Source organism: Sphingomonas bacterium, from assembly GCF_903642285.1.
GTDB lineage: Bacteria > Pseudomonadota > Alphaproteobacteria > Sphingomonadales > Sphingomonadaceae > Sphingomonas.
This window is the reverse complement of the sequence record NZ_CAHJWJ010000043.1, coordinates 1-11,393: the sequence shown is the minus strand read 5'-3', so window position 1 is coordinate 11,393 and position 11,393 is coordinate 1. Positions and strand designations below refer to the sequence as shown.

13 protein-coding genes and 1 pseudogene are annotated in these 11,393 nt (G+C 66.9%); 9 read left to right on the top strand and 5 right to left on the bottom strand.

From position 1 onward, the window contains the following. Window positions 1–154 precede the first annotated feature (154 nt). From phoB to HUU99_RS14955, 3 genes are read right to left on the bottom strand one after another with little or no spacing between them, the layout of a single operon-like run. Window positions 155–847 (bottom strand): phosphate regulon transcriptional regulator PhoB, encoded by a 693-nt coding sequence (gene phoB / locus HUU99_RS14965; protein WP_174287378.1) that lies wholly within the window; start codon window positions 845–847, stop codon window positions 155–157. Window positions 848–854: 7 nt separating this feature from the next. Continuing rightward, entirely contained in the window at window positions 855–1,544 is a 690-nt protein-coding gene (gene phoU, locus HUU99_RS14960) for a phosphate signaling complex protein PhoU (RefSeq protein WP_174287377.1), read from the bottom strand. A gap of 56 nt (window positions 1,545–1,600) precedes the next feature. Next, entirely contained in the window at window positions 1,601–2,839 is a 1,239-nt protein-coding gene (locus HUU99_RS14955) for an ATP-binding protein (RefSeq protein WP_174287376.1), read from the bottom strand. A 219-nt stretch (window positions 2,840–3,058) separates the two neighbouring features. Here HUU99_RS14955 and HUU99_RS14950 point away from each other — a divergent pair, with 219 nt between their 5' ends. From HUU99_RS14950 to HUU99_RS14935, 4 genes are read left to right on the top strand one after another with little or no spacing between them, the layout of a single operon-like run. After that, on the top strand, window positions 3,059–3,463 hold the full coding sequence (locus HUU99_RS14950) for a hypothetical protein (protein ID WP_174287375.1): 405 nt from the start codon (window positions 3,059–3,061) through the stop codon (window positions 3,461–3,463). Window positions 3,464–3,467: 4 nt separating this feature from the next. Further along, a complete protein-coding gene (locus tag HUU99_RS14945; protein ID WP_174287374.1) occupies window positions 3,468–3,737 on the top strand; it encodes an HPr-rel-A system PqqD family peptide chaperone in 270 nt (89 codons plus the stop codon). Further along, a complete protein-coding gene (locus HUU99_RS14940; protein WP_174287373.1) occupies window positions 3,734–4,597 on the top strand; it encodes an HprK-related kinase A in 864 nt (287 codons plus the stop codon). Before HUU99_RS14945 ends, HUU99_RS14940 begins: the two co-directional genes overlap by 4 nt. Continuing rightward, the gene (locus HUU99_RS14935; protein ID WP_174287372.1) at window positions 4,579–5,607 is read left to right on the top strand and encodes a nucleotidyltransferase domain-containing protein; all 1,029 of its coding nucleotides are present in this window, start codon (window positions 4,579–4,581) and stop codon (window positions 5,605–5,607) included. The genes HUU99_RS14940 and HUU99_RS14935 overlap by 19 nt, the downstream gene beginning before the upstream one ends. Here HUU99_RS14935 and HUU99_RS14930 read toward each other — a convergent pair. Beyond that, the gene (locus HUU99_RS14930) at window positions 5,570–5,923 is read right to left on the bottom strand and encodes a hypothetical protein (protein WP_174287371.1); all 354 of its coding nucleotides are present in this window, start codon (window positions 5,921–5,923) and stop codon (window positions 5,570–5,572) included. The two genes, HUU99_RS14935 and HUU99_RS14930, sit on opposite strands and share 38 nt — an antisense overlap. Continuing rightward, window positions 5,920–6,609: an HAD-IA family hydrolase gene (locus HUU99_RS14925; RefSeq protein ID WP_174287370.1), complete on the bottom strand. Its 690-nt coding sequence runs from the start codon at window positions 6,607–6,609 to the stop codon at window positions 5,920–5,922. The genes HUU99_RS14930 and HUU99_RS14925 overlap by 4 nt, the downstream gene beginning before the upstream one ends. Window positions 6,610–6,671: 62 nt before the next feature. Here HUU99_RS14925 and glmU point away from each other — a divergent pair, with 62 nt between their 5' ends. From glmU to HUU99_RS15675, 5 genes and pseudogenes are all read left to right on the top strand, one after another. Continuing rightward, on the top strand, window positions 6,672–8,036 hold the full coding sequence (gene glmU, locus HUU99_RS14920) for a bifunctional UDP-N-acetylglucosamine diphosphorylase/glucosamine-1-phosphate N-acetyltransferase GlmU (RefSeq protein ID WP_174287369.1): 1,365 nt from the start codon (window positions 6,672–6,674) through the stop codon (window positions 8,034–8,036). Window positions 8,037–8,066: 30 nt separating this feature from the next. Beyond that, entirely contained in the window at window positions 8,067–8,309 is a 243-nt protein-coding gene (locus HUU99_RS14915; protein ID WP_174287368.1) for a ribbon-helix-helix domain-containing protein, read from the top strand. Window positions 8,310–8,314: 5 nt separating this feature from the next. After that, window positions 8,315–8,680 carry a type II toxin-antitoxin system VapC family toxin gene (locus HUU99_RS14910; protein ID WP_174287367.1) on the top strand — a complete coding sequence of 122 codons (366 nt, stop codon included), beginning with the start codon at window positions 8,315–8,317 and terminating at the stop codon, window positions 8,678–8,680. A 16-nt stretch (window positions 8,681–8,696) separates the two neighbouring features. After that, window positions 8,697–10,520 carry a glutamine--fructose-6-phosphate transaminase (isomerizing) gene (gene glmS, locus HUU99_RS14905; protein WP_174287366.1) on the top strand — a complete coding sequence of 608 codons (1,824 nt, stop codon included), beginning with the start codon at window positions 8,697–8,699 and terminating at the stop codon, window positions 10,518–10,520. Between the two features lie 94 nt (window positions 10,521–10,614). After that, window positions 10,615–11,393 (top strand): annotated as a pseudogene (locus tag HUU99_RS15675) (methyl-accepting chemotaxis protein); the annotation flags it as partial.

Here is an 11,393-nt window from a genome sequence, read left to right as displayed (position 1 = left end):
AAGCCGGGCCGGCGATCAGCGCGGCGGCCATCAGAATAGCGGATTTCATGCTTTCTTCTCCTGTCTACGGCGCAGGTTCGTCAGCGCCCCCGCCCAACGCCCCGGCAACAGGATGGCTCCATTGTTTCGCAATCGATCCGGTTTACGTGTCGCCTCAGGCGCTTGCATCCAGCGCATAGCCCGCCGAACGCACCGTCCGGATGATGTCCGCACGGCCACCATCGTTGATCGCCTTGCGGAGCCGGCGGATATGCACGTCGACGGTCCGAGACTCGATTTCCGCGTCGTGTCCCCACACCGCATCGAGCAATCGCTCGCGCGAAAAGACCCAGCCGGGATGTTCGAGGAAATGCTTGAGCAGCCGGAATTCGGTCGGTCCCAGCGCGACGGTCGATCCGCCGCGCCGGACCTTGTGGCCGACGGTGTCCATTTCGATGTCGGCATAACTCAGTTGCTCGCCGGCCAGCCCCGGCCGCACGCGTCGGAGCACCGCACCGACGCGTGCGACCAGTTCGCGCGGGGAGAAGGGCTTGGTCACGTAATCGTCCGCGCCGGTCTCCAGCCCGCGCACGCGGTCCTCTTCCTCGCCGCGCGCGGTCAGCATGATGATCGGGACGTTCGCGGTTTCGGTCGACCGGCGCAGACGGCGGCAGACCTCGATCCCCGACAGCCCCTCGACCATCCAGTCGAGCAGGACGATGTCGGGCACCTGTTCGCGCGCCAGCAGCAGCGCCTCCTCGCCATCAGGAGTATGACGGACGCGGAAATCCTCACGCTCGAAATTCCAGACCAGCAGTTCGGCGAGCGCCGAATCGTCCTCGACCAGCAACATGTTCGCGCGCGACATGGCGCGGCTATTCCGCCAGCCGGCCGCGCTCGCGCTCGGCCATGTGGTTGCCGGTCGCGGCGTAATAGACCATCTCCGCGACATTGGTCGCATGATCGCCGACGCGTTCCAGGTTCTTGGCGATGAACAGCAGATGCGCGACCTGGCCGATGCTGCGCGGGTTTTCCATCATGTACGTGACGAGGACGCGGAAGAGCGAATTGTAAAAATCGTCGACCGCCCGGTCCTGGATGCACACGCGCACCGCCGCATCGGCATCGCGCGCGGCGAACGCGTCGAGCACGTCGGTGACCATCTGCGTGGCCATCGTCGCCATCGCGGGCAGCACGGATAGCGGTTCGATATCGCTGTGATCGTCGATCAGCGGCACGCGGCGGGCGATGTTCTTCGCATAATCGCCGATCCGTTCGACGACGCCCGCGATCTTCAGCGCGGCCACGACTTCGCGCAAGTCGTTCGCCATCGGCGCGCGCAGTGCGATCAGCCGAACCGCTAGACGCTCGACCTCGGACTCCAGCGCGTCGATCCGCTTGTCGCCTTCGACGATGGTGGCGGCCGCATCGAGATCGTGGTTCTTCAGCGCCGCCATCGCGGCACCGACGGCCTGTTCGGCCAGCCCGCCCATCTCCGCGATCAGGCCGCGCAGTTCGCCGATATCGGTGTCGAAGGCCTTCAGCGTATGATCGTCGGTCGCCATGTGATGTCCTGTCCTTCGCCGGAACGCCCGACCCGCCGGGTCGGCTCCGCCTATGTCTACGCTCCTGGGCCTGTTACACCCTCGTTACGCCTTGATGACAAGGCGGCGGGCAGGATGATGGCGACGGTCGTTCCGACCCCGGGCTTGCTGCCGATATCCAGGCGTCCGCGGTGGCGCTCGATGATGTGCTTCACGATGGCCAGCCCGAGACCGGTGCCGCCGAGCGAACGGCTGCGGCCCGAATCGACGCGGTAGAAGCGTTCGGTGAGGCGGGGCACGTGTTCGGGCGCGATGCCGTCGCCTTCGTCGGTCACCGCGAGGCGGACCATATTGTCCGCGGTCGGGCCGAGTGCGATCACGACGGGCGTACCCGCGCGGCCATATTTCATCGCATTACCGATCAGGTTGTGGATCACCTGCGACAATTGCGCGCGGTCGCCCCAGACCGCCGGCATGCCCTCCGCCGGCTTGCAGACCAGGTCGCGGCCGCGCTGCCCCCCCGCCGCGTGCAATTCCGCGCATATCTCCTCGATGAGTGGGCCCAGATCGACGGGATCGTTCGGCAAGCGGAACTTCTCCGCCTCGATTCGCGACAGCGATATCAGATCCTCGACCAGCCGTTGCATCCGCCGCGCCTCGTCGAACATGACCTTGAGGAAGCGCGCGCGCACCGCCGGGACCTCACCCGCTTCGTCGCCCAGCGTCTCGATGAAACCCAGGATCGACGCCAGCGGCGTGCGCAGTTCGTGGCTCGCGTTCGCCACGAAATCGACGCGCATCCGTTCCGCGGCGTAGCTGCCGGTGCGGTCGATCAGCTGGATGATCCGGCGTCCGTCGGACACGTCGCCGGTGCGCATCTCCCATCGTTGATCCGGTGTGCCGAGCCCCGTGAGTTCGATCGGGCGATCGTCGACGCCGGTCGTTCCCGATGCCAGCCGATCGGCCGCGGCGGGGTGGCGGATCGCGATGCGGACGTCCTCGCCCAGGATATGCCCCCCGAACAGCGCGATCGCCGCGCGATTGGCAAACTCCACGCGGCCGTGCCGGACGAGAAGGATGGGGGCGACGATCTGATCCAGCGCCTCCGGCAATACCGGATCGCGTGGCGGCGGTGGCGCGGGCGCTGGGGTCGGCTCGTCGACCGGCGAGGCAAGTCGACCGATCGCGAGCGCGACTCCCCCGCCGACCAGCGCGATCAGGGCCGGGCCGATGCCACTCCCGATCGCGACGGCCGCCGCGGCGAGAAGCAGGACGACCGCCGCGATCCAGAGGCGGGTGGGAATGCCGGTTTGCATGCGGGTCGCCATAGCGCAGCGACCCCAGCTTTGCGCCCCCTCTCGTTTACGGGAGGGGGCTTGGGGACTAGCGCTCCGCTCGTCGTAATATTTCGCCGAGAACGGGTGTCCACGCCTAGCCCCTCCCGCAAGCGGCAGGGGGATTGGCGAGGGGCGTCCCACATCGGCACCCGCTCCCGGCTTGCCCGCGCCGCAGCAATATGAAAAGGCTGCCGATCGATGGATGACGATCAGCAGCTTCCGCCACCCGATGACGGCGCGCCGACGCGGCGGCGGCTGCTCATGCTCGGTGCCGTCGGTGCGACGGCGGTCGTGTCGATCCGGCCTGCGCTGGCGCAGACCGCCGGGTCGGTGCTGAACTGCGAAATCCCCGTGCCCGATCCCGGGCACGCCAGCAGCTTCATCGATGCCGACGGGAACATCGTGCCACGCGGGACGCAGGGTGCGTTTCCTCCCTCGACGCGCGCGTTCAAGGGCGAGGAGGTCAAGCAGGCGATGGTCGGTGGCCAGCTGCCGGGCACCGACGACGCGCGCAGCCGGGCCTATGTGAAATATATCCGCCGGCTGCAGCGCGGGCAGAGCGGCTTTACCTGCTTCGCTTCGCTGCAGATGCCGCGCGGCTGATGCCATGCGCCGGTTTCGCGCGCCGCCGCCGGACGCGCTGATCGCGGTATTGCTGGACGAATTCACGGCAGTTTTCCACCGACCCTCGGGTACGACCCATCTGCTGACCGCGCCCGCGCCCGAGATCCTCGCGGCGCTGGCGGACGCACCGCTGTCGGCCGACGAGCTGCTCGCGGCATTGGCGAGCGATTATACGCTTGCGGATGCCGATACACAGGCGCTCCTGGCGCGGATCGACGAACTGGTCGCGGCGGGACTGGTGACGGCGGCGTGAGGCATGTTTTCTCGGTCAGGGTCGGTCCCTACGGATTCCGGGTCGGGTCCGACTGGCGCGCGCCGATCGCGACGCTGGCCGACCTGTACCGCGACTATCCCGCACTCGCGGATGGAATCCCCAATTTCACCGTGCGACTGGCGGCGACGCGGCCCTGGCGGCGCTTCATCCGGCCGTCGGTTGCGATCGAGGGCGATTATCGGCTGCCCGGTACGGCACCGCTGCCGCTGGCGCAGGGACTGTTGGCGGCGGAGATGGGTATGAACCTCCAACTCGCGCTGGGCGCGCGGCGACATGTGCTGCTGCACGCATCGGTGGTCGAGCGCGATGGGCGTGCGGTCGTGATGACCGGGCAATCAGGTGCCGGCAAGTCGACGCTGGCGACGTTGCTGGCCGCGCGGGGTTGGCGCTTCATGGGGGATGAGTTCGCGCTCCTGCACCCCGCGACCGGGTTGCTGCATGCAATGCCGCGGCTGGTCAGCCTCAAGAACGAAGGCGTCGCCGCGGCACGCGCGGCACGGCCGGATGCGCGGTTTGGCCCGTTGCTGGCGGATACGCCCAAGGGCGACGTCCGCCACCTCGTCCCCGACGCGGCTGCCATCGCGCAGATGGACGTCCCCGCGCGGCCGGTGCTGCTGGTCTTTCCGCGCTTCGGGTTCGAGCCCGCGTCGCGGCCGGTATCGCCGAGCGAGGTCTTCGTCCGGCTGACCCATGCCTCGACCAATTATGTGACACTCGGCGAGCCCGGGTTCCGCGCGCTGACCATGTTGGTCGCGGACGTACCCGCGATCGCGATCGATTATCCTGACGGGGCGAGCGGCGTCGCGGCGGTGGAAGCGGCATGGGCGGACCTGCCGTGAGGAACGCGCGGTTGCTGGCGAAGGCGCTCGCCGATCCGGGCAGCGTCGTGACGCTCGATGCGGCCGGCTGGACCGCGCTGATCACGATGGCGCGCGCGGAACAGCTGATCGGAACTTTGGCTTGTCGGATCGATGGCCTGTCGGTTCCGGCATCCGTCGAAGCCATCCTCGCCGACGCGCGGGCCGCGGCGTTAACGGGACGTCGCGCCGCGTTGTGGGAGGCGGAGATGGCGCGGCGTGCGCTCGCCGATCTCGGCGTCCCGGTGGTGCTGCTGAAGGGTACCGCGTTTGCCGCCGCCGGGCTGATCGCGGGGCGGGGGCGCTCGATCGGCGATCTCGATATCCTCGTGCCGCGTGCCGGTCTCGATTCGGTCGAGGCGGCGCTGGTCGCTGCGGGGTGGGAATGGGTGAAGGAGGACGCCTATGACGACGTCTATTATCGGCGCTGGATGCATGAGCTTCCGCCGCTGATCCACCGCGAGCGCGACCGGATGATCGACGTCCACCACACCATCCTGCCGCCGACCGCGCAGCCGACCCCGGATGCGGCGGCGCTGATCGCGGAAGCGGTGCCGCTCGGCAACGGGCTATCGGTTCTCGCGCCGAACGACATGATCGTCCATGCCGCGGCCCATCTGTTCGCGGATGGCGATCTGGCGGGCGGATTGCGGAACCTCTGGGACATCCATTGCCTGATCGTCGAATTCGGCACCGACGGTCTCACCGCGCGCGCGAAGCATCACGGACTGACGCCGCACATGATGCGTGCCGCGCGTCAGGCGAACGCGTTGTTCGGCACCCCGATCCCCGAACGCTGGCGGGTTCGCGAGAGCCTCGACCCTCTGTTCTGCCGCCGACTGCTCGCTCGTGACGGATGGGGGCGGGCGACGCGACCCGTCACCCGGTTCGCCTTCTACGTCCGATCGCACTGGCTGCGCATGCCGCCCGCGATGCTGGCGCGGCATCTGTGGATCAAGTGGCGGCGGGACGGCGGCCCAGGCGGACGATGAACAGCACGACGATGATCGCGACCGTGTCCGCCGCCCAGTCGCGGATGTCGCAATCACGGTGGAGCGCGGGGATCGACTGGCATACCTCGATGAGCGCGCCGAGGAACGACAACCGCTCGCCGATCCGGAACAGCGGCTCGGTCGGATACGCCAGCGCCGCAAGGATCGCCATCGTCGCGAAGGCGAGCATATGTTCGAACTTGTCGCCGAACTGGTCGATCGGAAGGTGCGGCGGCTTCGGCAACAGCGCCATCGTCACCGCGACGAGGATCGCGGCGATCAGCGCGACGCGCCAGAACAGGAGGGCACGAGTCATGCGGTCGCCAATCGTTCGAGGGTCGGGATGAGTTCGGCGTATCCATCGATCGTCGCATCCGCGCCCAGATCGGCAACGGGGCCGGTAAGAAAGCCGAACGAACAGGCGACGACCGGCAGACCGGCCGCCCGCGCGCCCTGCACATCGTAGATCGAATCGCCGACGAACGCCGCGCGCTGTGCGTCTCCGCTGCCGCCGCAGCGTTCGACCATCGCCTCGATCGCGATGGGCGAAGGCTTGGCAGTGCCCGGCCCCATCGTATCCCCCCCGACGATCGCGGCGAACCGGTCCGTCAGGTCCAGCTGGTCCAGCACCAGCCGCGCGAGCCGTTCGATCTTGTTGGTCGCAATTCCCAGTCGCACCCCCCGTGCGGCAAGCAGGTTCAACGCGTCGATCATGCCGGGGAAGGGCCGCGTATGGACGGCGATGTTCGATTCGTAGAAATCGAGCAGCCGCGTCTGCAGGACGTCCAGTTCGGCATCGTCGCAGCCGCCGCTCGCTGCCATACCCTGCGCGAGCATGTGGCGCGCGCCGCCACCGATCATCGTGCGGATATGCGAGACCGGCAGCGGCGCGCGCCCGACCGACGCAAGCGCATGGTTCACCGCCGCGGCCAGATCGCCGCTGGTGTCGAGCAGCGTTCCGTCGAGATCGAACCCGACGATCGGGAAGGGGAAATCCGCCATGTGGTCCGCGCGCCTGCCGTCACCTACTGGAATTGGCAAGGCTTTCGTGGCAGCGAAGCCACATGACCGATCATTTGCGGGCCGGGTGCCCGATCGCCGCGATCATCCTGGCGGCCGGCAAGGGCACCCGGATGAAGTCGGACCTGCACAAGGTCCTTCACCCGGTCGCCGGGCGGCCCATGCTGCTTCACCTCGCCGCCGCGGTCGCCGCGCTGGGGGCCGAACATACCGTCGTCGTGACGGGGGCAGGGCGAGAGCAGGTCGAGGCGGCGGTCGCGCCATTGGGTATCGCGACCGTATTGCAGGCGGAGCAGCTCGGCACCGCGCATGCCGTCGCGCAGGCGCAAGCGGCGCTGGCGGGGTTCGTGGGCGACGTGCTGATCCTGTACGGCGATGTGCCGCTGGTCACGACCGCGACGATGCGGCGCATGATCGAGCGACTGCACGGCGGCGACGCACCGGCGGCGGTCGTGCTGGGCTTCCGGCCTGCCGATCCCGGTGCCTATGGCCGGGTCATCGCCGGACCCGACGGCAAGATCGAGCGGATGGTCGAATACAAGGACGCGTCGGACGCCGAGCGCGCGGTGCCGCTGTGCAATTCGGGGCTGATGGCGGTGCGATCCGAGGACCTGTTCGCCCTGCTGGAGCGGGTCGGCAACGACAATGCCGCAGGCGAATATTATCTGCCGGACATCGTGATGCTGGCCGCGAGCGACGGACGCAGGTCCGCGGTCATCGAAACGGGTGCGGACGAAGTCGCCGGCGTCAACAGTCGCGGCGAGCTGGCGGTGGTCGAGGCCTCGTGGCAGGCGGTACGCCGTGGACAGGCAATGGCGGACGGCGCGACTCTGATCGCGCCGGACACGGTGTGGTTCGCGCACGACACCGTGCTTGGCCGGGACGTGACGATTGCGCCGAACGTCGTCTTCGGCCCCGGCGTGCGCGTCGCGGACGGCGCGACGATCCACGCGTTCAGCCATATCGAGGGTGCGACGATCGGCGAACGCGCGGAAGTCGGTCCCTATGCCCGGCTTCGTCCCGGTGCCGTGCTGGGCACGCAATCCAAGGTCGGCAATTTCGTTGAAATGAAGAAGGCGGTGCTGGGCGATGGCGCGAAGGCGAGCCACCTGACCTATCTCGGCGATACGGAGGTCGGCGCGGGTGCGAATATCGGTGCCGGCACGATCACGTGCAACTACGACGGTTTCTTCAAATACAGGACTGTCATCGGCGCGGGCGCTTTCGTCGGTTCGAACTCCGCGCTGGTCGCACCGGTGACGATCGGTGCCGGTGCGATCGTGGGGGCGGGAAGCGTGGTGACTGCCGACGTCGAAGCCGACGCCTTAGTCCTCGTCCGACCACCGCAGGACGCGAAACCGGGTTGGGCGAAGCGGTTTCGCGAGCGGATGATGGCGAAGAAATCTTGACATGATATCGCGCCGTGATATCGTCGAAGTATGAGGACCCTCGTCGATATACCGGAAGAAGATATTCGATCGTTGGACGAGATCGCGGCGCGCGGTAATCGCTCGCGCGCAGCCGCCATCCGGGAAGCCGTGAAACTCTTTCTGGTTCGTAATTCGAACAAGGAGTGGATCGAAACTGGTTATGGCTATTGGGCGGATCGCGTCGATATCCGTGATGGCGTGGAGTATCAGCAGGCGATCCGAGAGGATCGTACGCCATATGAGGAACTATAACCGACGTGTCGGCACCTTTCTTCGACACCAATATCGTCATCGACTGGCTGCTGCGACGGCCACCGGCTAAAGCGGAGATCGAGCGATATTCGTCCCATCGCATCAGTCGGATCGTTTGGTCGGAAGTCCTCGCAGGTGAACCGTTGGAACGGCGCGACGACGTTCGCGACCTGATCGCGCCGTTCGAGGTCGTCGAACTTGACGGACGGATTGCGAGCCTAGCTGCCGATATCCGGCATCGATCGCGAATGAAGCTTCTGGACGCTTTTATCCTAGCAACTGCGCAGCTTAATGGCGGCATCCTTATCACTCGCAACATCAAAGACTTTCCGGCCGAGATGCCGGGCATCCGCGTCCCTTACACCCTCTAGTTCGAGAGCAACCGGCATGTGTGGAATCGTTGGAATCGTCGGTACCGAGGACGTCGCGGATCGTCTGCTCGACGGGCTGAAGCGGCTGGAATATCGCGGCTATGATTCCGCCGGGATCGCGACGGACCATGACGGGCAGATCGAACGTCGTCGCGCGTCCGGCAAGCTCATCAACTTGGCGAAGGAACTTGCCGCCGATCCGCTGCCGGGCAGGACCGGCATCGCCCACACGCGCTGGGCGACGCACGGCGGCCCTACCACCAACAACGCGCACCCGCATGCGACGGGTGAGGTCGCGGTGGTCCACAACGGCATCATCGAGAATTTCAAGCCGCTGCGCGACGAACTGATCGCCCGGGGCCGCATCTTCACCAGCGAAACCGATACCGAGGTCGTCGCGCATCTGGTCAGCGAGAAGGTCGAGGCCGGGATGGCCCCGGCGGATGCGGTGCGCGAGGTGCTGCCGCGGCTGCACGGCGCGTTCGCGCTGGCGATCCTGTTTCGCCAGCATCCCGAACTTCTGATCGGCGCGCGGCTCGGCTCGCCGCTCGTCGTCGGGCACGGGGATGGCGAGACGTATCTCGGGTCCGATGCGCTCGCGCTTGCCCCGCTGACGCAGCGGATCGCGTATCTCGACGAGGGCGACTGGGTCGTCTGCACGCGTGACGGTGTGCAGGTGTATGACCGCGACAATCATTCTGTCGAACGTGCGGTCACGATATCGGGCGTCACCGGCGCGTTGATCGACAAGGGCAATTTCCGGCATTTCATGCTGAAGGAAATCTACGAACAGCCGATCGTCGTCGCGCAGACCTTGCGGTCCTATCTCCAACGGCTGGAGGGCAAGGTCGCGCTGCCGATCCCCGAATTCGACCTGTCGGGGATCAAGCGGGTGACGATCGTCGCGTGCGGCACCAGCTTCTATGCCGGTATGGTCGCCAAATACTGGTTCGAGCAGTTCGCGCGCGTTCCCGTCGATCTCGATGTCGCATCCGAATTCCGTTACCGCGCGCCGGTGATGGAGCCCGGTGGGCTGATGATCGTCATCAGCCAGTCGGGCGAGACCGCGGATACGCTGGCCGCGCTGCGCCATGCCAAGACCGAGGGGCAGACGATCGCCGCCGTGGTCAACGTACCGACAAGTTCGATGGCGCGCGAGGCCGATCTGTTGCTGCCGACGCACGCAGGGCCGGAGATCGGCGTCGCGTCGACCAAGGCGTTCACGTGCCAGCTCGCGGTGCTCGCTGCGCTGGCGGCGAACCTTGCCAAGGCGAAGGGCAGGTTGGACGATGCAGCCGAGCGGCAGCTCGTCCGGTATCTCGCGGAGGCTCCCGCGGCCATCAATGGCGCGCTGGCGTATGACGAGTCGATCGAGGCAATGGCGCATAACATCGCCGGCGCGCGCGATGTCCTGTATCTGGGCCGCGGCACCGACTATCCGCTGGCGCTGGAGGGCGCGCTCAAGCTGAAGGAGATCAGCTACATCCATGCCGAGGGCTATGCCGCGGGCGAGATGAAGCACGGACCGATCGCGCTGATCGACGAGAACGTACCCGTCATCGTCATCGCTCCCTCCGGCCCGCTCTTCGACAAGACGGTCAGCAACATGCAGGAGGTACAGGCGCGCGGCGGCAAGGTCGTGCTCATCAGCGATTATGACGGCGTCCAGGCGGCGGGCGAAGGGTGCATGGCGACGATCACCATGCCCAAGGTCCACCCGCTGATCGCGCCGCTGGTCTACGCGGTGCCGGTACAGCTCCTCGCCTATCACGTCGCGGTGCAGAAGGGGACGGATGTCGACCAGCCCCGCAACTTGGCGAAGAGCGTCACGGTGGAGTGAACCGTCTGCACCTCGGAGCGGATGGTTAACCTAATTTTTCGAGTTTTGCGGCTACGTCCCGGACCGGGCGGACATCGCCCCTGGAAGATATGCCGTGGCGAACCTGCACAAGACGAAAACGCTGCCCGCGCCGGGCAGCATTGCACCGACGATCGACCTTGCCGAACGGTTGCGTCTGTTCGGGTTCGTCGAGGACGACCTCGCGACCGGACGGTTCATGTGGACGATCGTCGCGCCCGAGGCGGCGAAGATTTCCGAAGCGCTGTGGATGCAATGGCATCGTTGTCGCGGCGCGGTGGTGTTCGATGGCGATAACCGCGAGAAGATGGTGCATCTGGGCGTGTCCTATCTGCAATTCCGCTATACCGCCCCGGCCGATGTCGATTGGGTCGTGTCGGCGGAGCGAACGGTTGCCGGCGCGTTTCGCGACGATGTGCCGCTGACCGCGATCCTGTCGATGACGTCGGCCGGCGCCTCCGCTGCGCTGGACGTGATGGGGCGGCTGTACGATTGCACGAAGGACGAGCGGCAACGTCTGCACGATGTCTTCACGCGGATGTGCGCGTTCGAATGCGATGTCTACGCAACGCTTTATGCCGCCTATATGGCGTTCGACGCGCGAGCCCAGCGCGACATGCTGGCCAAGAATTTCGAGGAAGGCATCGCCGTCACCATCGCGGTCGCGACTCGCGAGGGCGATGCGCTTCACCGTCAGGCTATGGGCAGCGCGGCGTCGGTTCGCGGTGTGCTCGGCAAGGCGAGCGAGGTCGCGGCCGCGGCCGAGCAATCCGCGGTCGCGATGCGCGAGGCGGCGCAGACCGCGGCCGGGCTGATCCGCGCGATCGAGGATGCCCGCACCGAGGTCGAGGCGGC

Excerpts from the sequence above, each read along its gene's own strand:
- HUU99_RS14930 (WP_174287371.1), bottom strand. The coding sequence starts at position 5,923 with ATGACTCGTGCCCTCCTGTTCTGGCGCGTCGCGCTGATCGCCGCGATC.
- glmS (WP_174287366.1), top strand. The coding sequence starts at position 8,697 with ATGTGTGGAATCGTTGGAATCGTCGGTACCGAGGACGTCGCGGATCGT.
- phoB (WP_174287378.1), bottom strand. The coding sequence starts at position 847 with ATGTCGCGCGCGAACATGTTGCTGGTCGAGGACGATTCGGCGCTCGCC.
- HUU99_RS14955 (WP_174287376.1), bottom strand. The coding sequence starts at position 2,839 with ATGCAAACCGGCATTCCCACCCGCCTCTGGATCGCGGCGGTCGTCCTG.
- phoU (WP_174287377.1), bottom strand. The coding sequence starts at position 1,544 with ATGGCGACCGACGATCATACGCTGAAGGCCTTCGACACCGATATCGGC.
- HUU99_RS14925 (WP_174287370.1), bottom strand. The coding sequence starts at position 6,609 with ATGGCGGATTTCCCCTTCCCGATCGTCGGGTTCGATCTCGACGGAACG.
- HUU99_RS14915 (WP_174287368.1), top strand. The coding sequence starts at position 8,067 with ATGAGGACCCTCGTCGATATACCGGAAGAAGATATTCGATCGTTGGAC.
- glmU (WP_174287369.1), top strand. The coding sequence starts at position 6,672 with ATGACCGATCATTTGCGGGCCGGGTGCCCGATCGCCGCGATCATCCTG.
- HUU99_RS14935 (WP_174287372.1), top strand. The coding sequence starts at position 4,579 with ATGGGCGGACCTGCCGTGAGGAACGCGCGGTTGCTGGCGAAGGCGCTC.
- HUU99_RS14950 (WP_174287375.1), top strand. The coding sequence starts at position 3,059 with ATGGATGACGATCAGCAGCTTCCGCCACCCGATGACGGCGCGCCGACG.
- HUU99_RS14945 (WP_174287374.1), top strand. The coding sequence starts at position 3,468 with ATGCGCCGGTTTCGCGCGCCGCCGCCGGACGCGCTGATCGCGGTATTG.